We start from the raw sequence: 22,727 nt of genomic DNA, 5'->3' as shown, positions 1-22,727 counted from the left end.
GATCGTGCCGCTAACACACATGTTCAGGGCCAACGAGCCTGGGAGTGGCAAGAGCTCCCGGACTCTTCGCGGAGGCGGCTAGTGATCAGAAGGCATCCAGAATTCCAGTATCTCGACCTGCTTTCCGACGTCCTGGAGCGCGGAGACGAGCGGTTGGACCGTACTGGTGTAGGCACTCGCTCGCTGTTTGGCGCCATGGTGCGATTCGATTTGTCGGATGGCACTGCGCCTATCCTCACGACGAAACGCGTCTATTGGAAAACCGCGGTCAAGGAGATGCTCTGGTTCTTGACCGGGGGCACCAATATCCAACCCCTGCTTCGCGAGAACGTCCGAATCTGGACCGACTGGCCGCTTGCGCATTATCGCCGCGAGACAGGCGAGACCATCTCGCAGGACGAGTTCGAGCAGCGTGTTGTCGAGGACGACGCCTTTGCTGCTCGCTGGGGCGAACTTGGCCCTGTCTATGGCAAGCAATGGCGCCGCTGGCTGGGCGCCGACGGCCGCGAGCATGATCAGATCGCGGCACTGGTCGAGGCGCTCCGGACGAATCCAACGAGCCGCCGAATGCTCTTCCATGGATGGAACGTGCCGGAACTCGGTGCGATGGCGCTTCCGCCTTGCCACATGGTGTATCAGTACCACGTGACCTCGGATGGGCGGCTGAACTGCCTCTTGTTCCAGAGATCGGTTGATCTGCTCCTCGGAGCTCCGTTCAACTTTGTCGGCGCCGCTGCACTGCAACTCATGCTGGCCCAGCAGGCGGACCTCCGTCCTGGCGAACTGATCTGGGTGGGCGGGGACGTCCATCTCTACCTTAATCACCTGGGGCAGGCCCGGGAGCAGGTTTCGCGTGAGCCTCGGCCATTTCCCACGATGCGGCTCACCCGACGGGCGGCGACGATAGACGAGTACCGCATCAACGATTTTGACGTCGAAGGCTACGCGCCTCACGCGGCGATCAAGGCCGACGTGGCGGTCTGAGCGCAGCCGTTGCGACTGTGGTCGCCCCTCACGAAATGGGGCTCCACGGCAAGGAAGGAGAGGCGCATTTGCGCCCCTTGCCCGCCGCTGACCGCGATGGCATCGGCCTCGCGCAGGGGCAATGACCAGCCGCGCCCGCGCTGATCGCTTCCCCATCGACTGGCTCAATCGGGGGGACTGCGCCGCTGACCGCAGCAAGTGGCACGGTGGAATGAGGCATCAGGGAGCGCCATCCTGCCTGCGCAGGGTGAACTGCGGGTGCCGATCTTGGGATGGCTGCTATCGGAGTTCGAGATCGGCGATCCGGCCTATTGCAGACCTCCGGCTCTGAGCGCGATGTGCTTCGTCTCCTGGAAATCGTGAAGAGAGGCGAGGCCATTCAGTCGGCCGATGCCGCTTTGCTTGAAGCCGCCTTCCTCGAACTCGTCGTGGATGGCGGCCCAATCATTGATCCAAACCGTGCCGACCTGCAGTTCGCGCGCGACACGGAGAGGCCGATCGACATCGCGGCTCCAGACGCTGGCGGCCAAGCCGAAATCGCTGTTGTTGGCGAGGGCGATGGCCTCCGCTTCGCCTTCGAAAACCTGGAAGGTCGCGACCGGTCCGAACACCTCTTCCTGGACGATCGCCAGATTCGCATCGGAGACCTCGAGCAGTGTCGGTCGATAGAATGCCCCCGCCGCGAGCGCAGGCTCGCGCGGGATGCCGCCGCGGACGATGGCCTGAGCGCCCTCCGCCAGAGCTTTCTCCACCATCGCATCGACGCGGGCCACGCTTCGCCTGTCGATCAACGGGCCCATTTCGCTCCTCGGATCGGATGCCGGGCCGACTCTGACCTGATCCAGCCGCGCGCCAAGGGCCTGCCGCAGACGGTCGGCGATGCCGCGCTCCGCCAGGATCCGGCTTCCGGCCATGCAGAACTGGCCAGCGAAGACTGTGATGGCCTTCTCGAGTTGCGGGAGCGCTGCCGCGAGATCGGCATCGTTGAACACGATCATCGGCGTCTTGCCGCCGAGCTCGAGGCCGAAGCGCTTCAAGCGCGATGCGCCGGCTGCCGCGATCGCCCGGCCCGTGCGGGTGCTGCCCGTGAAACTGATCACCGGCACGTCGGGCGACTCGACCAGGAATGCCGAGCCGGAAATGCCGCTCTCGGAAAAGATGTTCACGACGCCAGGTGGCAACTCCGCAATCTCCGAAAGGATCTGCGCGACGAGAGCATTCACCTGCGCGGTCTGACCAGGCATTTTGGCGACGACCGTCGTGCCGGCGGCGAGGGCCGGGCCCAGGGAGCGCATCAGCAGGACGACCGGGCTGTTCCACGGCACGATGAGTCCGGCGACGCCGATCGGTTCGCGCAAGGCCATGGAATAAGCGCCCGGTCGAACCTCCAGAGCCCGGCCATGCTGGGAGAGCGCCAAGGCTGAGCAGTAGCGCAACTTGGGCGCGACCGTGGAGACTTCGAACCGGGCCTCGGGCAGGATCTTGCCATTCTCTGTTGCGAGCATCTGCGCCAGTTCTTCGGCGCGTGCTTCAAAGCGATCGGCGATCACATTGAGGGCGCGGGCGCGCAAGCTCCGGTCATCGCGCCAGGGGCTGTGCAGGAAGGCGTTTCGAGCGGCAGCCACGGCGCGCTTCGCATCGGCTTGCGTCGCGTCCGCGAAAGACCCGATGAGCTCGCCGGTGGCAGGATTGATGCTGGGGACGCGGTTCGCGCTGTCGCACCAGGTCCCGTTGATCCAGTTCATCGCATTCGGCAAATGTTTCACGACGATATCCTCCTGGCTCAACGGCGCGGGGCCGTGGCCGCAAACGCCTCAATCCAGTCCGTAGAGGCCAGGCACGGCCCGATCGACCAACACTTCGACGAGCCGCGGCTTCGCGCTGGCGAAGGCTTCCGAAAGAGCCGGCGCGAGGTCATCGGCGCGCTCGACGCGCACGCCCGCGCAGCCATGCCCGGCGGCGAGTGCCGGGAAGTCCAGGCCGGGCAGGTCGATGCCCGGTGGTGCGGCCTTTTTCATGAGTTGGCTGAAGGCGCGCATCGCGCCGTAGCCACCGTTGTTCAGAACCACCACCGTGATCGGGAGGCGGTGCTGTGCGGCGGTCCACAAGGCCTGGATGGAATACATCGCCGATCCATCACCAATCACGCAGATGACGGCTTGGGTTGGTCTGGCGAGGGCGATCCCAACCGATGCCGGCAGCGCGAAGCCCAAGCCGCCGCTCGCCATGCAGTAGAAGCCGTTATCCCGAACCGGCAGATGCCGCTGGAGCGCTTCCTTGTGCGAGGGCGCCTCCTCCACGATCACGCTGCCGGGGTGACGCAGATCTGCGATCGTCTGCATGACGAAGCTCGCCAGGATCGGTTCGGTCGGGACGATCCGCGGTGCCGGGGCGCGAACGGTGGCGGGTGGGCGATCGCGGAGCGGCACGGTCGCGAGCAGACTGGAGATCGCGGGACGCATCGTCGAGAGCAAGCTCACTCCACCAATGGCGGCCGCTGCGGCATCTGCATCGTCTGTGATGTGGAAGATGGGTGGCCCTGACCTGAGGCCTGCGAGATCGCCGGGAACGTGAAAGGTGAAGGCCGGGGCGCCAAGGACCAGCACCAGGTCGTGCCGTCCCAGTATCTTGGCAAGCGGTTCGGGGGCGGCGGGCAGAAAGCCGTTGAAGAGCCGGTGATCCTCCGGAAACGAGGCTCTGCTTGCCACCGGTGCGGCCCAGACTGCGGCGCCCAGACGTTCTGCGAGTGCAACGGCAAGTGCCGACGCTTCGTCCCGTGCGACCGCAGCACCGACGACGATGGCCGGGCGTTCGCTGGCATCGATCGCGTTGGCGAATGCCCGAAGACCTTCAGGATCGGGCCCGAAATCCCCGCTGGTTGGCCGTGCCTCGACGGGCTCGCAGGGAACTTGCCAGTCATCGGCAGGAATCGAGACGAAGGTAGGGCCGCAGGGCTTCTGCATGGCGATGGCGTAAGCTTGGGCGATCGCCAGCGGCACATCCTGCGGGCGCGCCGGTTCGCAGCTCCATTTCACATAGGGTTTGGGAAACTCCGCAGCCGAGGCGGCGCCGAGAAATGGGCGCAGCGGCAGCAGCGAACGTGCTTGTTGCCCGGCTGTGATGACCAGCGGCGTTTGATTTCGGTAGGCTGTGTAGATGCTCCCAAGCGCATGGCCGACGCCGGCCGCGGAATGGAGATTGACGAAGGCCGCCGAGCCGGTTGCCTGGGCATGGCCGTCGGCCATCCCGACGGCACTGCTTTCCTGCAGGGCGAGCACATAGCGGAAATCGCTTGGCCAGTCGTGCAGGAAGGCAAGCTCGGTCGAGCCGGGATTGCCGAACACCGTCGTCATCCCGAGCGACCGGAGAAGGGCGATCGTTGCATCGCGCACAGTGCCGGCCGGTTTTGTGAGAGCTGGGGGCAGGGCCGCGGGCTTTTCTGCTGTCTGCATGCCAATTCCATTGGTTTGCTGCGGCCGCGTCACGCGCCGATGCGAGCAAGCGTTGATGAACGCAGCGGCTTCGGCTCTTGCTCAGATCGCGCGAAGCCTGGTCTCTTCGGCAGCCATCACGGCGCCGATGGCGATGACCGAGACCAGGCTGAAGTACATCAGGATGGGAAGAAGGCTGCCGCCGCTCCATGCGAGCAGGCTCGCTGCGATGACGGGCATGGCGCCGCCGCCGAAGATCGTGCCGAACTGCCGCCCAAGTGATACCCCGCTGAAGCGAACGCGCGTGTCCGGGAACAGCTCCGGATAGAAGCTCGAGGTGACGCCGATATGCATCGGCTGGATGAGCGCCCCGGGAATGGCCATGGCCAGTACGACCAGCAGGGTGTCGCGGGTCTGCAGCAGCGGAAAGAAGAGGAAGGCCACATAGAGCCCGGCCAGGACGAAGCCGGTGCCCAGCACCAACCGCCGCCCGATACGGTCCGACAGCGCGCCGAACAGCGGCACCATCGCGATGGCAATGACATTGCCGAGCAGAACGCCGCGCAGCAGCGTGGCCTGATCGATGCCGAGCGTTTTCACCCCGTATGAAAGGCCGAAGATGGATGTGAGATAGAACACACCGGACTCCGCCAGGGCGCAGCAGAACACGATCAGTGCCGGCCGCTTGTAATTGTCGAGCACCTGCAACAGCGGTACCCGCGCAGGAGGCGTCCGCGTCGCTTCGAAAACGGGCGACTCTTCGACCTTGAGCCGAACGTAGAAGCCGAGGCCCACGAGCACGATGCTCAACAGGAAGGGCACGCGCCAGCCCCATGTCAGCAGGACGTCGCTCGGCAGCGCGGCGGCAAAGGATACGACCAGTGTCGCAATCACGACGCCGGCGAAATTGCCGGATTGCGCGATCGAGGCGAAGACGCCGCGTTTGCCTTCAGGCGCGCTCTCCAGCATCAGCACCGGCGCTCCGGTCGACTCACCGCCAAGGGCGAAGCCCTGCAGGAAACGCAGGGCCAGCAGGAAGCCCGCCGCCCAGATTCCAATGGAATCATAGGTCGGCAATAGGCCGATGGCCGTCGTCGATAGACCCATCAAGATCAGCGTCGCCGCCATGACTGGCTTTCGGCCGAGACGATCGCCGAAGTGACCGAAGAACAGGCCGCCGAGAGGTCGTGCGACAAAGCCGACGGCAAAGATGCCGAGCACGGCAATCATGCCTGCGACCGGGTCCGCGTGCGGGAAGAACAGTTTATCGAAGACGAGAGGCGCCAGGAACCCGTACAGCATGAAATCATACCATTCGATCGCTGACCCAAGGAAACAGGAGAGCGCGACCTTCGTGCGATCCTTGTTGCGAAGCGCAGATTGACCGTTCAGTGCTGCGACCGACATGGCGTTCCTCTCTTGCATAGATTTTATTCTTCGCAATGCTGTCTGCCTGCGAAGGATCTATCGTTGCAATGAGAATGGGTGCGGGCCTCGCTCCGGGTCGAGCGGTATTTCGTCAAGCCTCGTTCGCATTCGGGAAACTGCCGCCGGGGTGGAGCGGAGCGGGCTTCGCCGACAATGGAACGCCCGGAGAGCGGGCGCCGGGGAGGGGCGTCTCAGGATTTCGGGAGGCGGCTGGAGGTCGCGCCGGTCTGTCTCACTCGATCGCGAGCATATCGACGAGAGCAGTCAATGCCGGAGTAAGAACGGCGTTGCGCTGGGTCGCCAGATGCAGGTTGCAAGGCGCCCAGTCTTCGGCAAGCGGGATGTCGACAAGGCCCCGGCTTGCAATCTCGCGCGCCGCGCTGCGCATCGGCAGCACCGTAATGCCGAGACCGCCCTGGACCACCCGGCAGATCGACGCGATGCCATGGACGCGGACGCGCGTAGACAATTCCGCGCCATGGCTTGCGGCCTCGCGGGCCAGCAAATGCCCGATTGCCGAGTCCGGTGGCAGAACCCAATCCTGGTCGAGCAGATCGGCAAGGCGAACAGCAGCCGCGCCCGCAAGAGGATGCTCGGGGCTGACGACGATCCCGAGTGCGTCGCGACGATAGGGTCTCAGACGCAGGCCTGGGCTGGATTCCGCACCCAGCAGGATACCGAGCTCGGCCCGCCCATTGAGGACGCTCTCGGCAACTGCATTGCTGGTGAGTTCCTCGACTGAGAGCCGGACATGGGGGAAGGCGCCGAGAAACCTCCGCAACTGCTCCGGGAGGTCATGGAATAGCGCGGGCCCCGAGACGGACAGTCTGATCTGCTCCAGGACGCCGTCCGTGATGTCACGCAACTCGTCTTCAAGCTCGTCGACATCGGCAAGGATCCTGTGCGCATGCGCCGCGATCGCCCGGCCGGGCGCCGTCAGCCCGATCCCGCGGCCTGTCCGCTCGATCAGGCGGAAGCCGAGCGAGTCCTCGAGGAAGCGAATCCGACGGCTTGCGGCCGAAACCACAATGTGAAGTTCCTCGGCGGCCAGCGACAGGTTGCCATGGCGCTCCACGCCCATGATCAGTTTCAGGGTCTTGAGGCTAAGCCGGTCATTGAGTTTCACCGAAGCGACGTCCCTCGAAGCTGGCAACGAGCCGACGGCCGTTGCCATTAGGTGGAGATATCTTGTCAAAATCTCAAAATATGGGAAATTGACTCATATATTATCTTAATAATATCGCTATTCCAAGAATGGAGTAGCAAAATGATGCTCACCGCCTTGCAAGCCAGCGCCTATCTGCACCACCTCAATCTGAGAACGCCGGATGTGAAGCGGCTCGCCACCTTTTATGCGGAGGTCATGGACATGGAGTTGATCCGGCTGGATGGGGAAGAGGCGCTGCTGGTGGGTCCACAGCGTCGCGTGCTGCTGACACAGGGGCCGGCCAAGACACTCCAGCATGCAGGCTTTGCTGTACGCGACAGCGAAGGGCTGGAAGGGCTGCGTGCCCGGGCGGTCGAGCAAGGGCTCGAGCCTGCCGACGCTTCCGTGTCGCTGTTCGAGAGCGACGCCTTCTCCGTACGTGACCCCGATGGCAACGAGGTGATCTTCGGCCGCGCCATCGCCGATACGGCCCGGCCGCGCGGACGTATCCGCGGACCGATCCAGCATCTGACGCTGGCAACCCGGGACGTTGAAGCGATCGAAGGGTTCTATGCCGGCAAGCTCGGCTTCGGCGTCTCCGACAGGGTGGTCGATGACGCCGGTCGCGTCATGACGTGCTTCATGCGCGGCAATCACGAGCATCACAACCTGGCCTGCTTCCGGCAGGACCGGCAGGGCATCGATCATCATTCCTACGAAGCCGGCGAATGGAACACGATCCGCGACTGGTCGGATCATTTCGCCGCGCGCGGCGTGTCGCTGATGTGGGGCCCCGGGCGGCATGGGCCCGGGAACAACCTGTTCATTTTCATCGAGGATCCGGACGGGAACTGGATCGAGGTCTCAGCCGAGCTGGAGGTCGTCCACGATCGCCCGGTCATGCAGTGGCCCCATGCCGAGCGGACGCTCAACCTATGGGGGCGCGCGATCCTGCGCGCTTGAGGAGCACACCATGAGATTCGTTTCGTTCAGAGCCGAGAACCGCGCCAGCTACGGCGTTGCGGGCGCCAACGGCATTTTCGATCTTGGAGCGCGCTTCGGCGCGGTGCTTCCCGACCTGCGGACCTATCTGGAGGCCGCCGCGCTAGGGCTCGTCGAGCCGCTGCGCGAGCCGATCCAGGCCGATTATGCCGAGGGCCAGTTTCGCTACGACCCGATTCTGCCCAATCCCGGCAAGATCCTGTGTGTCGGCCTCAACTACGAAGAGCACCGTCGCGAGACGGGGCGGCCGGAGGCCGCGCATCCCGCGATCTTCACGCGGTTTGCCGATACGCTCATCGGGCATGGGGCGCCGATCCTGCTGCCGCGGCTATCCAAGGCGCTCGATTACGAGGGGGAGCTGGCCGTGGTGATCGGCCGACCCGGTTTCCGGGTGCCAAAGGCTTCGGCTCTCGACCTGATAGCGGGCTACGCGCCATTCAACGACGCCACGTTGCGGGATTGGCAGCGCCATACCCACCAGTTCACGCCGGGCAAGAACTTCCCCGGCACGGGGGCGTTCGGCCCAGAACTGGTGACGCCGGACGAGATCGCGGAGTTCGCGCGGGCCCGGATCGAGACTCGCCTCAACGGATCGATCGTTCAGTCTGCCACGCTGGGAGAGATGATCTTCCCCGTCGCCGACATCATCGCCTATGTCTCGGACTTCACGCCGCTGGCCCCCGGGGACGTCATCATCACCGGCACGCCTGGCGGGGTCGGCTTCAAGCGCGAGCCCCAACTGTTCATGCAAGCGGGCGACATCGTCGAGGTCTCGATCGAAGGGATCGGTCGGCTGACGAATCCGATCGTCTCCGAAACCGATCCGGACCGGACATGAACGCGCTCGGCCGCTTCGTCAGTCTGCTTCGGCTGTTCCGGGAAACAAAGGGAAGCTGGACGGTTCAGGATATGTCGGAGGCGCTCGGCGTGCCGGCGAGCACCGTCTATCGCACCGTGCGGGAGCTGGTCGGCGAGGGGTTTCTCGAACCGGCCTACGAGGCGCATTATCGTCTCGGCCCCGCCTTCGTCGAATTCGATCGGCTGGTGCGCCTGACCGATCCGCTGGTGCGCGCCGGGCAGTCCCGCCTGCATGATCTGATCGCGCAGGCGGGTGTTCCCTGTGTGGCGTTGCTGGCGCGTCTCTATGGCGACACCGTGCTGTGCGTCGCCGACGAAGCCGTCGGAAATCTACCGGCGCGGCCATCCTATGAACGCGGTCGGCCCATGCCGCTGACGCGAGGCGCCACGTCCAAGACGATCCTGTCATTGGTCCCGCCCCGACGGCTGGCCCGGCTTGTGGCGGGGAGTTTCGGCGGGCAGCCCGGCACCGACCAGGCCGATGTGCCCATGAAGATCGCCCAACTGCGCGATCTGCTGGCCGGCATCCGCAAGCGCGGCTACTGCATCACGCGCGGCGAGATCGACGAGGGACTCGTCGGCATTGCCGTCCCGGTCGCGGTGCCGGAGCTCGGCATCGCCGCCAGCATCAGCCTCGTTCTCGATGCTGCCAGCCTGGACGAAAAGCTCGAGCATCGACTCGTGCTCCTGCTCGTCTCTTCAGCCAGCCTGCTGGGCGATCGGTTGTCCGGATCTCGGCTCGACGCAGCGGATGTGTCGCAATGATTCAGGAATGCGATGTCGCGATCGTTGGAGCCGGTCCCACCGGACTGACGCTGGCCAATCTGCTGGGACAGGCCGGCCTCGACGTCATCCTGGTCGAGCGCAATTCCAGCACGGTGCAGGAGCCACGGGCGGTCTCCATCGACGACGAGTCGCTGCGTACCATGCAGGCAACCGGCCTGCTCGATTCGGTCCTGCAGGATGTGGCCCTGGACTACGGTTCACATTATTTCACCCGGGACGGACGTTGCTTTGCCAAGGTCGAGCCGGCCACCCGGGAATATGGCTTTCCGCGGCGCAACGCCTTCACCCAGCCGAAGCTGGAAGCCGCGCTACGCCGGGGGCTCGACCGTTTCCCCAATGTGGTGACGCTGTTCGGCCATTTCTGCGAGACGGTGGCGGAAGATGGTTCCGGCGTGTCGCTGTCCCTTCGTTCTGGAAGCGGCGGCGGCATCGCCATTCGCGGCCGCTATCTGGCGGCCTGCGACGGTGCCAGCAGCACCTTGCGCAAGGTCGTTGGTGCAACGCTCAGCGGCTCGACCTATCGCCAGCGCTGGCTCATCGTCGATCTGGCCTCGACCCGGGAGCAGCTGCGCCAGACGCGGGTCGTGTGCGATCCCGACCGCCCCCTGATCACATTGCCCGGCCCGGACGGAATCCGCCGCTACGAATTCATGCTGCGCGACGGCGAAGACGAGGAGCGCGCGGCTCACCCCGACCATGTGCGTGCGCTGCTCGAAGCCCACGGGCCCGATGCCGACGCACGAATCGTCCGTCGCCAAGTCTACGCCTTCCATGCCCGCGTCGCCGATCGCTGGAACACGCAACGCATCTTCCTGGCCGGCGATGCGGCGCATCTGTCGCCGCCATTTGCCGGCCAGGGTATGAACAGCGGTGTCCGCGATGCGCATAATCTTGCCTGGAAGTTCGCCGAGGTGATTTCGGGACGCCTCGGGCCGGAGCTTCTGGCAACCTATCAGCGCGAGCGGGCACCGCATGCATGGGCCCTGATCCAGCTCGCCATCAAGATGGGGCGGGTGATGATGCCGACCTCCCGGCGGCAGGCGGCCATGATCCAACTCGGCTTTCGGCTTGCCCAACTGGCGCCCGGGATCCACGCGCATTTCACGCAGATGAAATACAAGCCCAAACCCTTCTATGAGAAAGGCTTTGTCGTTCCCGACGATGGTGGAATGCGTCTTGCCGGACGGATGCTCCCGCAACCGCTGCTCCAGATGACGGACCGCCGCTATCAGCGGCTGGACGATGTCATGGGCGGCCAGTTCGCGCTCGTCGCCTATGGTCCGGATGCACAGCGCATGGCGGCGACGGCCGAAGGCTTCGGGCTTCGCTCGCTCCGTCGCGTCGCGGTGCTGCCGACCACCTTCAATCCCTCTCAAGACCGCCCTGACGTTTCCGCCGGACGCGACACTGACGGGCATATGAGCTCGCTGTCGCCGGCTGGGCGCAACATCCTGATGCTGGTCCGGCCGGATCGTTATGTCGCCGCGGCCAGCGTCGCGGAAAGCGCATCGATCGCCCGGATGGCGCGATCGATGCGCGATCTTGCTGGCCAAACCTGGAATGCGACCACGTCCGCCACTGGTCCGGCTCCTGCAGAACCCGAGGTTTCCACCCGATGAGCACCGCCGACACGCACGCAGGACCACGGATGACCGCCTTCGAGCGGCGCTTTTCGCGCTATGCCAACCGCATCGTACCATCTGCCATTCGTGGCCTTGCGACCATGCCGAAGGCGGCCGATTGCGTGTCGTTCGGACCTGGTGAACCCGATTCCACGCTCTTTCCCGTTGCCGAGATCCGCGACAGCCTGGCCAGGATCCTGTCGAAACCGGAAACGGCGCGGGCTGCGCTGCAATATGGCGCTAGCGAGGGCGATCCTGGCTTGCGCGACCGGATCAGCGCCTACATGCGCGCCAAGGGCGTGCAATGCGACAGGCATAACATTCTCCTCACCAATGGCGCGCAACAGGCGCTCGATCTCGTCGCCGAGCTGCTGGTCGAGCCCGGGGCGACCGTGCTCGTCCAGACGCCGACCTATCCCGGGGCGCTGCAGGTCTTTGCCGCGCACGGCGCGCGGATGCGCGAGCTGGAAGCGGCACGGGCCGGGACTCACGATCGGCCGGCGCTGATCTACGCGATGTCGAATTTCCACAACCCGACAGGAGCGACCTTGTCGCTCGCCCAACGGCGCGAACTGGTCGCCTTGGCCGGTGAGCTCGATACGATCCTCGTCGAGGACGACCCTTACGAGATGCTGCGTTATGAGGGCGAGGCGTTGCCGCCGCTGCTGGCGGTCGACACGGAGGCCCGCTCGATCGAGGACGCGCGGACGATCTATCTCGGCACATTCTCCAAGGCGGTCGTGCCGGGCTTTCGTGTCGGTTGGCTGGTCGCGCCCCGTGCGGTGGTCGCGAAACTTGCTCTCATGAAACAAAGCGAGGATCTGCAGGCGGGTACCCTTGCCCAGGCCTGTCTCCTCGATCTTTTCGACAGCATCCTCGACACACATGCTGGCCGGCTTCGCGACGCCTATCGCATTCGGCGCGACACGATGCTGGCGGCGCTCAAGTCGGAGCTCGGCAACCGCGCCAGCTGGATCGTTCCCCAGGGAGGCCTGTTCATCTGGCTGAACCTGGAAGCGCATATCGACACGCATGCCTTGCTGAGCCGTGCAGCTGAAGTCGGAGTGACCTATGTCCCCGGCTCTGCGTTCCAGCCCGATGGGCCGGGTGCGGCAGCGTTACGCCTCAGCTTTTCAGCTGCACCTCTCGATCGGATGCAGGACGGCGTGCGGCGCTTGGCGCAGGTGCTGGGGGACAGCGCGCCGGGGGCCGATCGGGGCTGACGCGATGAGGTCCGGCCTGGCGTTTCGGGACGTGTTCGCGGCGTGCTCGATCCTCGACGGCACTTGAATCACGCAGCTGCTCTCCGCCTGCGCGTGCCGCGCCCTATCGCGGGCGGCACGCTTGACCAACAGGTTCAGGGAAGGGGGAGAGGGCGTGTTTCCCTCTGTCTCAAACGAAGGTCGCATTTTGTGGCCAGCGCCCCTGGCCGCCAGGGTATCCTGGCTGGCTGACGGGGGCGCTAGATGCTCTCCGCCCCAGACTGGTTGGGCACGATGACAGCCTCATGGGTGGGATCAACCAGGTCGCGCATCCTCTGCATGGCCAGGTCGCACATGGTCAGGAGGCGTTGCTCTGGCACGCCATCCCGCGCTTGCACGGAAAGGCCGTGCATCAGCGCAGTGACATAGTCGCCCATCGCGTCGGTGTCGGTATCCTGTCTCAGCTCGCCGGCGCGTACGGCTTGCACCAACCTGTCGACGATGGTCGCCGTTTGCTTCAGGCGGCGTTCGGCTAGCCATTCCCGCACGCGGTCATTCTCGACGGCGCAGTTGGTCGCGGCCGATACGACCATGCAACCCCATGGGCGTCCGGGCTTCGTGTAGGTCTCGACGGCGTCGCGTAGCATCCTTTCGACGGCTTTCACTGCGCTGGGCTCCTGGGCCAGCGCTCGTGCGACGAAGCTGCCGTCGCCTTCCTCGTAGAGCCCAACCGCCTCCCGGAACAAATCCTCCTTCGAGCCGAAGGCTGCGTAGATGCGTGCCGAGGCAAGACCCAGCGCCGCCACCAGATCAGCAATCGACGTTCCCTCGTAGCCGCGTGCCCAGAATGCGTCGCGAGCCCTTTCAAGCGCCAGATCTCGATCGAACTCCCGTGGTCGCGCCATCGATGCCTCTATTCTTTGATGATCGATAAATAATTCGCTTGACTCCGGTTGGCAAGCCTTCATTCTTTGTCGATCAACAAAGAATGAAGGTGGAGACACGCATGAGCGCATCGGAACTGGCATCGCTGCCCGACGGATCATCGGTCAGGGGAGGTCTTGGGGGAAAACGCGGCGCGACATTGGCGCTGCTCGCCTTCGCGCAACTGATCATCGCACTCGACCTCAACATCGTCTTCGTCGCGTTGCCGGAGATCGGCGCGGGCCTGGGCTTTTCGGGCCAGACCCTGCAATGGGTGGTCAGTGTCTACACGGTGTTCACCGGCGGCTTCCTGCTGTTCGGCGGCCGGGCAGCCGACCTGATCGGCCAGCGGCGAATGTTCGTCTTTGCCCTTTGGCTTTATGCGCTGTCGTCATTGATCGGTGGCTTGGCCTGGAGCCCCGAAGTCATCATCCTGGCGCGCGCGGTTCAGGGCATCGGAGGCGCATTCCTGTTTCCGGCGACATTGTCCCTGGTCAACCGCCTGTTCGCCGAGGGGCCGGAGCGCAACAGGGCACTCGCCGTCTGGGGTGGCGCCGGAGCAAGCGGCCTCACGATCGGTTCGATCGCCGGTGGCCTCCTCACCAGTGCCTTTGGCTGGCCCTCTGTGTTCTATGTCAATGTCGCGCTCGCCGGCATTGCCATCGTCGCGGCATTCCTCGTCATCCCGCGGGACCCGAAGCGGCATGAACGCCGCAGCTTCGACCTGCCGGGCGCGCTGACCGTCACGGCCGGGGCGACACTGCTCGTCTTCGCGCTTGTGCAGGGGCCGGAATATGGCTGGGGTTCGGGCAGCATCATCTGGAGTTTTGTCCTGGCGGCCGCCCTCATCACTGCTTTCGTGGTGATCGAAGCACGGAGTGCCGATCCGCTCATGCCCTTGCGCTTGTTCCGCAATCGCAGCCTCCTGACCGGAATGACAATCACATTCCTGTACATGGCGACATTCGGCACACTGCCCTATTTTCTGACGGTGTTGTTCCAGAACGTGCAGGGTTTCACAGCTCTTCAGACCGGGCTTGCGTTTCTGGTCCCCTCGATAGCGATTGCTGTGGGGACGCAGGTCGGCGAGCGGTTGGCTACGCGGCTTTCGATCCGCGCCACGCTGATTGGCGGCATGGCCGTGGGGGCTGTCGGAACGGCACTGATGGTCCCCGGCGCTACTGCGGAAAGCAGCTACCTCATCATCCTCCCAGGGCTGATCATTTCCGGCATAGGTCAGGGTGTTGTCTGGACCGGCATGTGGATTGCGGCCGCGTCCGGCGTTCATCATGACGAGCAGGGCGTCGCCTCGGGAATGGCGTCGACAACGCTGAATGTCGGCAACGCCATTGGCCTTGCGGTTCTCATCGCCGTTGCCAATTCCCAGATCGGCGGATTGGCAGGCGGTGCGTTGCGGATCGCCGTGGCCGAGGGCATCCAACGGGCGTTCTGGCTGGCGGCCGCAGGCATCGTCCTCAGCATTATCGTCGCCCTCGTTGCGCAACAGAAGCAGCCGAAGGCTGACAGCGTGTGAACCTCGGCCGTCGCGGTGCGAAGCGGAGATGGCCGTCGTGCGCCATCTCGAGCCTTCGGCACGATGCTGCATGGCGCCATCTTCGGTCCATCGCTTCGGTCATGAGGCGGTGGCCTCTTGGCTTCAGATGGGGGCGCCAGCCGTGCCTGCGGCGAACGGCGAAGCTAGCGCTCTCGTCTTCGGGGCTGCGGCATGCTGCTGACCGTGAGGGCGTGCTTGCGGACTGATCCGGGGAGCTGCCGGTTCGACTGATGGCGCGTTGTCTCGGTTCATCCTAAGGAGTAACGAAGCGATCGTAGCGATTCTGCGGATAATGCGCGTGCTCGGAAAGCCGTTTAACACCGTAAGCCACGCGTTGCCGACCCAGATCGCCGCCCGGGTGACGGAGTTCGGCTTCGGCGAAGCTGCGCACTTCTTCGGTGATCCACATCGCTATCTGGGCCGTCTCGACCAGTCCCGGCTGCAGCTCAATTCGGACGTGGCGCTCGAAGCCTCCGACGCGCACGCGGCGATCAAGGCACCGATCGCGGGATGATGGACCGCGCAGTTGTTCCGGCGTTCGGGCAGGTTCTGTTTGCGGTCGCGCTCGGGTATGCGGGGGTGGTTGGTGCCGCGGTTCTGGCCACAGCGCTCGTTGGCCGTCCCCTTGGTTTCGATGCTCGCGAGACTGCGTTCTTTCTGAGCGTTGGGCTTGGCACGGCGTTCGCAGTCGGGGCGATGAGCGATCTACCATGGCGGCGTGCATTGGCCCTTTCCTGGCCGGCGGATAGGCGCATCGTCATCCGGTTCGTGGCCGTGTTGCTGCTCGTACTGGCTATCGAGGCGACCGTCGCCGCATCGGGGCTGCTAGGGTCGCTCGAAGACATCAAGGCGATGTCCAGCTCGGAGCGCAGTTGGCTCGGTTTTCTGAATGCGGTGCTGCTCGCTCCCGTGGTCGAGGAAGCGTTGTTCCGTGGCCTGCTGTTCACGCGGTTGCGCCGGCGCTTCTCCGCATGGCCGGCCCTGGCGATCGTGACGCTGGCCTTCGGACTGCTGCATATCGAGAACGGACTGCTGCACGTCGTATCGGTTCTGCCGGCTGGCGCGTTCCTGAGCTATGCACGCGAGGTTTCCGGCGGAATCGGCCTACCCATTCTGCTGCATGCCTGCATGAATCTGGCGATCGTAGTCGCGGGGACCTTCCTATGACCCTTTCCATCCGTCCAGCCCGGCCCGACGAGGCTGGGCTCGTCCTGACCTTCATCAGGGAGCTCGCCGAATACGAAGAGCTTCTGCACGAGGTCGCGGCCAGCGAAGAGCAACTCGCGCAGGCCCTGTTCGGGCCAGATCCCAAGGTCGCCTGCGATATCGCCGAATGGGAAGGTGCGCCTGCGGGATTCGCCGTCTGGTTCTATACCTATTCGACCTTCTCGGGCCGCCATGGCATCTGGCTCGAGGATCTCTATGTCCGGCCTGAATTCCGCGGCAAAGGCATCGGCAAGGCCCTGATCGCAGGGCTGGCGAAGCGCTGCGTCGACGAGGGGCTGCCGCGCCTGGCCTGGTGGGTGCTGAACTGGAACGAGCCCTCACGCGTGTTCTACCGCTCTCTCGGCGCGAACGCGCAATCGGAATGGACGGTCAAACGCCTCGACGGCGACGCGCTGCGGCGGTTGGGAGAGAGCGTGTGAGCGGACCTCAAGCCCTTCCCATCGTGATCATCGCCGCCGTCGCCGATAATGGCGTGATTGGTGACGATAATCGCCTGATCTGGCGGCTGAAGACGGACCTCAGGCATTTTCGTGGCCTGACGCTCGGCCGGCCGGTGCTGATGGGGCGAAAGACCTTTCTCTCGATCGGAAAGCCGTTGCCGGGGCGCGAGACCATCGTCCTGACACGCGATCCCGGTTTTAATGCCGACGGCGTTCATGTCGCGCATGGCCTCGACGAGGCGATCGAGGCCGGTCAGCGGCTGGGCCTCGCGATGGGCGCGGATTCCGTCACTGTTGCGGGGGGCGCCGAGATCTACGCCCAGGCCTTGCCGTTGGCCGATCGGGTTGAACTGACCCAGGTTCACGCTGAGCCCGAAGGCGATGCCCTTTTTCCGGTCTGGGACAGGGCGGCGTTCGAGCGCGTGAAGCAGGAGAACCACCCTCGCAGTGCCGATGACGAGCATGCTTTCACCTTCGCGACCTTTCGCCGCCGGGCCTGAACGCTGTTTCCGTTGACGATGAAGGGCTTGCGTCGTTGACGAATCCGTGTCCGATGACCAAGTCACGGACACGCGTTCCCTAAGGGCGCTGACAAACAGCCGCCGTTCGCCTATGGCACGTGTGGTACAGATGTGAGGAACGGCACGAGTATGCCTTGGAGCAACCAGAGCGGCGGTAGCGGTGGCGGCGGGGGAGGACCCTGGGGCCAGCGCGGAAGTGGTGGCGGCGGCGGCGGCCCGTGGGGGCAGGGCCCCGGAGGCAGTGGCGGTGGTTCGCCACCGGATCTGGAAGAAATTTTGCGCCGTAGTCAGGATCGGTTGAAGGATTTACTGCCGGGCGGCAATCTCGGCGGACGTGGCCTGGTTCTCGGCATCCTGGCCCTGATCGTGATCTGGCTGATGACGGGCTGGTATATCGTCCGGCCGAACGAGGTTGGTCTCAACCTCCGCTTCGGCAAATATATCGGCAAGACCGGCGAAGGCCTGAACTACAACTGGCCCTACCCGATTGGTAGCGTGATCAAGCCCCAGGTCACCAATGTGATCACGACGGAAGTCGGCTTCCGCACCATCGAATCGGTCCGCACCTCACGCCAGACGGATGTCGGCGAAGAGAGCCTGATGCTGACCGGCGACGAGAACATCGTCGATATCGACGTGATCGTGCAGTGGCAGATCGATCCGGCCGCGCCGGAGAATTATGTCTTCAATATCCAGGATCCGCCGGGCACGGTGAAGGCTGTGGCCGAGAGCGCGATGCGCGAGGTGATCGGCCAGCGCAACATCCAGCCCGTGCTGACGACGGATCGTGCCGCAATCGAGACCGAAGTGCGCCAGTTGATGCAGGAGACGCTCGACAGCTACAAGGCTGGCGTGCAGATCCGCCTCGTCCAGCTGCAGAAGGTCGATCCGCCGCAGCAGGTCATCGACGCGTTCCGTGACGTTCAGGCGGCGCGCTCCGACCAGGAACGCCTGCGCAACGAAGCGCAGACCTATGCCAATCGGGTCGTGCCGGAATCGCGCGGTCGTGCGGCGCAACTGGTCCAGTCGGCGGAAGCCTTCAAGGAGCAGACCGTCGCGGAAGCCCGCGGCCAGGCCAGCCGCTTCAATGCTGTCTATCTGCAGTACAAGGCGGCGCCGGCCGTGACCCGCGAGCGTCTCTTCCTCGAGACGATGGAGCGTGTGCTCGGTGGCACCGACAAGATCATCCTCGACCAGAGGGGTAACGGGCAAAGTGTCGTGCCTTACCTGCCGCTGAACGAACTCCAGCAACGGCGCGCTGCGCCGGGTGCGCCGCAGGCGGGAGCGACCCGATGAACGGTTCCATCCTGCGCATTGGTGCGCTTGTCCTCCTCGCCGTCGCCGCGATCGTCTTCTATGCCGCGACCTTCGTGGTCCAGCAGACCCAGTCGGCCATCGTGTTGCGCTTCGGCGCGGTCCGCAGCGTCGTCACCGCTCCGGGCATCTACCTGAAGCTGCCGGCCCCCTTCGAGCAGGTGACTCTGCTCGACAACCGCATCCTCGATCTCGACCTTCCCGCCCAGGAAATCATCGCGTCGGATCAGAAGCGGCTCGTCGTCGACGCCTTCACGCGCTACCGGATCTCCGATCCGCTGCGCTTCTACCAGGCGGTGAACAACATCCCGCGGGCCAACTCGCAGCTTGCCTCGATCGTCAATGGTCAGGTTCGCGCGGTCCTCGCCGATGCCAGCTTCATCTCGGTGGTCCGGACCGACCGGTCGCGGCTGATGAGCCGTATCCGCGACGACGTGAACCGCGAGGCGGCCCGCTTCGGCATGACGGTCGTCGATGTCCGCCTGCGTCGGGTCGATCTGCCGCAAGCGAACTCGCAGGCGGTGTTCCAGCGCATGCAGACCGAGCGTCAGCGCGAGGCTGCCGAGGCGCGTGCGCTTGGCGCCCAGCAGGCGCAGGAGATCAGGGCCCGAGCCGAGCGTGACGCGACCGTGATCGTCGCCGAAGCCCAGCGTCGTTCCGACGAGATCCGAGGCGAGGGCGAGGGCGAGCGGAACAAGGTCTTCGCCGAGGCTTTCGGCAAGGATCCCGAGTTCTTCACCTTCTATCGCTCGATGCAGGCCTATGAGGCGAGCATCAAGCCGGGGGACACGCGGATGCTGCTTTCGCCGGATTCGCCGTTCTTCCGCTACTTCAACGACCCTACGGGACGTCCCCAGAGCTCGGCTGCAACGCCGGCCCCGGCGGCCAATCCCTGATCGATAGCGAGCGTCGCGTATGCTGGATTTCATCGCGGCGCTCGGCCTCGTCTTCGCCATCGAAGGCATCTTGTTCGCAGCGATTCCAAATCTGGCGAAGGATGCCTTGCGCAGCGCAGCGGAGACGCCAGCAGACCGAATGCGGCTGATCGGTATCGGTTCAGCCGTGTTCGGGGTACTCCTCGTCTGGCTCGTACGCATCGGGGTGTAGAAGCGGCGGTCGGAATGCCTGGTGACGTGATTGTGTGTCGCCCTTCCGCCGCAATTTGAGGTTCAATCTCTAGGCCAACATCCTGGCCGCACGATCGGCCTGCTTCTTCACGAGGACCCTGATTGATGGCACTGAAAATCGTTTCCGCTTCCGGGCTTGCGCGGGCCGCGCTCGTGGCCGGCGTCGCGGCGCTGCCGATGCTGGCGACGCCTGTGATCGCCCAGCCGCCGACGGGAGTGTCGCCGCTGGTCCAGGGGCAGATTTCGCTCGCCGACCTGGCCGAGCGGGTGATGCCGGCGGTGGTCAATATCTCGGCTGTCACGACGAGCGACACGCGCAGCCGCAACCTGCCGCAACTGCCGCAGCTCGGCCCCGATACGCCCTTCGGCGATCTGTTCGAGGAGTTCTTCAACCGCCGCGGTCAGGGCCAGCAGGGCCAGGGCCAGGGCCAGCCGCCGCAGCAGCGACGGTCGCAATCGGCCGGCTCGGGCTTCGTGATCGATTCCTCCGGCATCGTCGTCACCAACAACCACGTCATCGGTGACGCCAACGAAATCACGGTGATCTTCAACAGTGGCCTGCGCCTGAAGGCGGAGATCATCGGCAAGGACACCAAGGTCGATCTCGCGGTGCTGCGCGTGAAGCACGACAAGCCGCTCGATGCCGTCAAGTTCGGGGATTCCGACAAGATGCGGATCGGCGACCCTGTCATGGCGATCGGCAATCCGTTCGGCCTCGGCAGCTCCGTGTCGTCGGGCATCGTCTCGGCCCGCAACCGCGATATCCAGCAGGGCCCCTACGACACCTATATCCAGACCGATGCGGCCATCAACAAGGGCAATTCCGGCGGCCCGCTGTTCAACATGGCCGGTGAAGTCATTGGCATCAACACCGCGATCCTGTCGCCGACCGGCGGCTCCGTCGGCATCGGCTTTGCCGTTCCCTCGTCGCTGGCGGTCAATGTCGTCGATCAGCTCCGTGAGTTCGGCGAGACCCGCCGCGGCTGGCTCGGCGTCCGTATCCAGAGCGTCGACGACGCCACGGCCGAGGCGCTCGGTCTCGGCACGGCGCGCGGCGCGCTCGTTGCCGGCATCGATGACAAGGGCCCGGCCAAGCCGGCGGGGCTTGAAGTGGGCGATGTCATCGTCAAGTTCGACGGTAAGGAAGTGAAGGATTCGCGCGATCTGCCGCGGATTGTCGCCGGTACGGCGGTCGGCAAGGATGCGCCGATCACGGTGGTCCGCAAGGGCAAGGAAGTCGTCAAGACGGTCAAGCTCGGCCGGCTCGAGGATGGCGAGAAGGTCCAGCAGGCCTCTGCCAAGCCGAATGCCGAACCGGCCAAGCCCGCCGTGACCACGGCCTTGGGTCTGGAACTCTCGCAGCAGACGGACGAGCTCAGGAAGCGCTACTCCATCAAGGACGGCACCAAGGGCGTTGTGATCACCAAGGTCGATCCCAACTCCAATGCCGCGGACAAGCGCATCTCGATCGGTGAACTGATCGTCGAGGTTGGCCAGGAGGCGGTGAACTCGCCCGAGGACGTGACCAAGCGCCTGGATGCGCTGAAGAAGGAGGGCAAGAAGTCGGCTCTGCTTCTGGTCGCGAACGGGCAGGGTGAGGTTCGTTTCGTCGCGGTCACGATGAACTGACCAAGCTGGTCTTGGACAGGATCAAGGGCGGCCCTCGTGGCCGCCCTTTTCATTTCTCCGGATTGCGATCGGGCCGATGAGCAATTTGCATTGGTTGCGCTCCGTTCGGTGTGCGATCAGGGCGACGAGCAGCGGAGTGGATATGCGATGCGGATGAGCGAGATTCCTTTCGGAACGGTCGACTGGAGTTCAGTGGAGCCGGTGCGTCACCCAGGCGAGAAGGGCGAGGCGATCTGGCGCACGCGTTTCTTCGGACCGGCGGAAAATGCGATCAGGGTTCGCATGGTCGAGTACTCCGCGGGCTACGTCTCGGATCACTGGTGCTCGAAGGGGCACGTCCTGCTCTGCCTCGAGGGCGAACTGGAGACCGTGCTGGAAGACGGTCGCGCTTTCACGCTCCGGCCTGGCATGAGCTATCAGGTCGCCGATCAGGCCGAGGCGCATCGCTCACAGGCGCCCAGGGGCGCAAAGCTGTTCATCGTCGACTAAGGCATCGGCCCGAAAAGTGGATTGCGGTTTTCGGGAAAGCCGATGCAAACACAAAGATCATCGGCCGAAAGGCGGATTGCTGGGCGATGCAGACACCGAAGCCTGGATTATCGGGCGGGATTCGCGATCCGGTGCGATAATTCAGGCTTGGATGATCTCGTCGCCGCGATAGCCCTGAGCGTAGAGCAGCGCCGTCAGATCCGCGTGGTCGAGCCGGGCATCTGCCGCAGCCGCTACCGCCGGCTTTGCTCTGAAGGCGACGCCAAGCCCGGCCTCGCCGAGCATCGCGAGATCGTTGGCGCCGTCGCCGACCGCCAATGTCGCTGCCCTTGAAAGGCTGCGCTGCTCGCGCAGTTCGACAAGCGAGTCCAGCTTGGCCTGTTTGCCGAGGATCGGGGCTTCGACTTCGCCGGTCAGGACGCCGTTTGCGACAAGGAGCGTGTTGGAACGATCTTCGTCGAAGCCGATGGTCGCGCCGAGCGGGCCCGTGAACACGGTGAAGCCACCCGAGACCAGCGCCGTATAGGCGCCGTTGGCGCGCATGGTGCGCACCAGTTGCCGGCCTCCGGGCGTCAGCGTGATGTGCTCGCGGATGATCTCGTCCACGACCGATGCCGGGACGCCCTTCAGCAGCGCCACGCGCTCGCGCAGCGCCGGTTCAAAGGCAATCTCGCCGCGCATGGCGCGTTCGGTGATGCTTGCGACCTTGTCCTTGAGCCCGACATAGGCCGCGAGTTCGTCGATGCATTCCTGACCGATCATGGTCGAATCCATGTCGGCGAGGAACAGCGCCTTACGGCGTGTCGCTGCCGGCTGGACAATGATATCGACCGCGGTTCCGTCGAGCGCTGCACGAATGTCGGCTTCGAGCTTGCGTGCGTCCGCCCCATCCGCGAAGAGGTCTGCTGCGACCTCGTCATCCAGGCGGGCTTGCCGGGTTACGCCGGATACGGCATTGGCGAGACGCGTCAGCAGGGCGTCGCTCAGCAGCGCCTGGCCGTGAGCGGAAACAAGTGTCGCGACGAGCATGAGAAGGACCGA

The 22,727-nt window shown here is 64.7% G+C and carries 22 protein-coding genes; 16 read left to right on the top strand and 6 right to left on the bottom strand.

Features of this window, described 5'->3' with window-relative positions; genetic code table 11:
• Nucleotides 1–84: 84 nt before the first annotated feature.
• On the top strand, nt 85–984 hold the full coding sequence (thyA, locus tag AB4118_RS08230) for a thymidylate synthase (protein ID WP_441489645.1): 900 nt from the start codon (nt 85–87) through the stop codon (nt 982–984).
• Nucleotides 985–1,292: 308 nt separating this feature from the next.
• Here the strand turns inward: thyA and AB4118_RS08225 are convergent, their stop codons facing one another.
• The 4 genes from AB4118_RS08225 to AB4118_RS08210 all read right to left on the bottom strand — a co-directional run bounded on the left by AB4118_RS08225 (nt 1,293) and on the right by AB4118_RS08210 (nt 6,969).
• Nucleotides 1,293–2,750 carry an aldehyde dehydrogenase family protein gene (locus tag AB4118_RS08225; RefSeq protein ID WP_441489278.1) on the bottom strand — a complete coding sequence of 486 codons (1,458 nt, stop codon included), beginning with the start codon at nt 2,748–2,750 and terminating at the stop codon, nt 1,293–1,295.
• A 48-nt stretch (nt 2,751–2,798) separates the two neighbouring features.
• Nucleotides 2,799–4,436 (bottom strand): benzoylformate decarboxylase, encoded by a 1,638-nt coding sequence (mdlC, locus tag AB4118_RS08220; protein WP_441489277.1) that lies wholly within the window; start codon nt 4,434–4,436, stop codon nt 2,799–2,801.
• Between the two features lie 81 nt (nt 4,437–4,517).
• Nucleotides 4,518–5,822, bottom strand: coding sequence for an MFS transporter (locus AB4118_RS08215; protein WP_441489276.1), 1,305 nt, complete (start codon nt 5,820–5,822; stop codon nt 4,518–4,520).
• Between the two features lie 253 nt (nt 5,823–6,075).
• A complete protein-coding gene (locus AB4118_RS08210; RefSeq protein ID WP_441489275.1) occupies nt 6,076–6,969 on the bottom strand; it encodes a LysR family transcriptional regulator in 894 nt (297 codons plus the stop codon).
• Nucleotides 6,970–7,110: 141 nt separating this feature from the next.
• Between AB4118_RS08210 and AB4118_RS08205 the strand changes: the two genes are divergently transcribed.
• The 5 genes from AB4118_RS08205 to AB4118_RS08185 are packed head-to-tail and all read left to right on the top strand — an operon-like array spanning nt 7,111 to nt 12,481.
• Nucleotides 7,111–7,953: a VOC family protein gene (locus tag AB4118_RS08205; RefSeq protein ID WP_441489274.1), complete on the top strand. Its 843-nt coding sequence runs from the start codon at nt 7,111–7,113 to the stop codon at nt 7,951–7,953.
• A 10-nt stretch (nt 7,954–7,963) separates the two neighbouring features.
• Nucleotides 7,964–8,830: a fumarylacetoacetate hydrolase family protein gene (locus AB4118_RS08200; protein WP_441489273.1), complete on the top strand. Its 867-nt coding sequence runs from the start codon at nt 7,964–7,966 to the stop codon at nt 8,828–8,830.
• Nucleotides 8,827–9,615 (top strand): IclR family transcriptional regulator, encoded by a 789-nt coding sequence (locus AB4118_RS08195; RefSeq protein ID WP_441489272.1) that lies wholly within the window; start codon nt 8,827–8,829, stop codon nt 9,613–9,615. Before AB4118_RS08200 ends, AB4118_RS08195 begins: the two co-directional genes overlap by 4 nt.
• On the top strand, nt 9,612–11,255 hold the full coding sequence (locus tag AB4118_RS08190; protein WP_441489271.1) for a bifunctional 3-(3-hydroxy-phenyl)propionate/3-hydroxycinnamic acid hydroxylase: 1,644 nt from the start codon (nt 9,612–9,614) through the stop codon (nt 11,253–11,255). The genes AB4118_RS08195 and AB4118_RS08190 overlap by 4 nt, the downstream gene beginning before the upstream one ends.
• Before the next feature lie 29 nt (nt 11,256–11,284).
• The gene (locus tag AB4118_RS08185) at nt 11,285–12,481 is read left to right on the top strand and encodes an aminotransferase-like domain-containing protein (protein ID WP_441489270.1); all 1,197 of its coding nucleotides are present in this window, start codon (nt 11,285–11,287) and stop codon (nt 12,479–12,481) included.
• A gap of 239 nt (nt 12,482–12,720) precedes the next feature.
• On the opposite strand, the gene AB4118_RS08180 is transcribed toward AB4118_RS08185, so the two are convergent.
• Nucleotides 12,721–13,365, bottom strand: coding sequence for a TetR/AcrR family transcriptional regulator (locus tag AB4118_RS08180; protein WP_441489269.1), 645 nt, complete (start codon nt 13,363–13,365; stop codon nt 12,721–12,723).
• Nucleotides 13,366–13,466: 101 nt separating this feature from the next.
• Here AB4118_RS08180 and AB4118_RS08175 point away from each other — a divergent pair, with 101 nt between their 5' ends.
• The 10 genes from AB4118_RS08175 (at nt 13,467) to AB4118_RS08130 (ending at nt 21,686) form a co-directional block, all read left to right on the top strand.
• Entirely contained in the window at nt 13,467–14,918 is a 1,452-nt protein-coding gene (locus AB4118_RS08175) for an MFS transporter (protein WP_441489268.1), read from the top strand.
• 313 nt (nt 14,919–15,231) lie between these two features.
• Nucleotides 15,232–15,453 carry a thymidylate synthase gene (locus AB4118_RS08170; protein ID WP_441489267.1) on the top strand — a complete coding sequence of 74 codons (222 nt, stop codon included), beginning with the start codon at nt 15,232–15,234 and terminating at the stop codon, nt 15,451–15,453.
• Nucleotides 15,450–16,106: a CPBP family intramembrane glutamic endopeptidase gene (locus tag AB4118_RS08165; protein ID WP_441489266.1), complete on the top strand. Its 657-nt coding sequence runs from the start codon at nt 15,450–15,452 to the stop codon at nt 16,104–16,106. The genes AB4118_RS08170 and AB4118_RS08165 overlap by 4 nt, the downstream gene beginning before the upstream one ends.
• Entirely contained in the window at nt 16,103–16,585 is a 483-nt protein-coding gene (locus tag AB4118_RS08160) for a GNAT family N-acetyltransferase (protein WP_441489265.1), read from the top strand. The genes AB4118_RS08165 and AB4118_RS08160 overlap by 4 nt, the downstream gene beginning before the upstream one ends.
• Nucleotides 16,582–17,106, top strand: a complete 525-nt coding sequence (locus AB4118_RS08155; protein ID WP_441489264.1) for a dihydrofolate reductase — start codon at nt 16,582–16,584, stop codon at nt 17,104–17,106. Before AB4118_RS08160 ends, AB4118_RS08155 begins: the two co-directional genes overlap by 4 nt.
• A 150-nt stretch (nt 17,107–17,256) precedes the next feature.
• The gene (gene hflK / locus AB4118_RS08150) at nt 17,257–18,423 is read left to right on the top strand and encodes an FtsH protease activity modulator HflK (RefSeq protein ID WP_441489263.1); all 1,167 of its coding nucleotides are present in this window, start codon (nt 17,257–17,259) and stop codon (nt 18,421–18,423) included.
• Entirely contained in the window at nt 18,420–19,337 is a 918-nt protein-coding gene (gene hflC / locus AB4118_RS08145; protein WP_441489262.1) for a protease modulator HflC, read from the top strand. The genes hflK and hflC overlap by 4 nt, the downstream gene beginning before the upstream one ends.
• A gap of 19 nt (nt 19,338–19,356) precedes the next feature.
• Nucleotides 19,357–19,548: a DUF2065 domain-containing protein gene (locus AB4118_RS08140; RefSeq protein ID WP_043237452.1), complete on the top strand. Its 192-nt coding sequence runs from the start codon at nt 19,357–19,359 to the stop codon at nt 19,546–19,548.
• Between the two features lie 125 nt (nt 19,549–19,673).
• A complete protein-coding gene (locus tag AB4118_RS08135) occupies nt 19,674–21,197 on the top strand; it encodes a Do family serine endopeptidase (protein ID WP_441489261.1) in 1,524 nt (507 codons plus the stop codon).
• Nucleotides 21,198–21,350: 153 nt separating this feature from the next.
• Nucleotides 21,351–21,686 (top strand): DHCW motif cupin fold protein, encoded by a 336-nt coding sequence (locus tag AB4118_RS08130; protein WP_441489260.1) that lies wholly within the window; start codon nt 21,351–21,353, stop codon nt 21,684–21,686.
• Nucleotides 21,687–21,827: 141 nt separating this feature from the next.
• Here AB4118_RS08130 and serB read toward each other — a convergent pair whose 3' ends face one another.
• The gene (gene serB, locus AB4118_RS08125) at nt 21,828–22,715 is read right to left on the bottom strand and encodes a phosphoserine phosphatase SerB (RefSeq protein ID WP_441489259.1); all 888 of its coding nucleotides are present in this window, start codon (nt 22,713–22,715) and stop codon (nt 21,828–21,830) included.
• Nucleotides 22,716–22,727: the final 12 nt, after the last annotated feature.

The organism is Allobosea sp. 2RAB26 (genome assembly GCF_052115465.1).
In the GTDB taxonomy this organism is placed as follows: Bacteria; Pseudomonadota; Alphaproteobacteria; order Rhizobiales; family Beijerinckiaceae; genus Allobosea.
The sequence above is the reverse complement of the archived record's forward strand: the minus strand, read 5'-3'. Positions and strand labels throughout refer to the sequence as shown.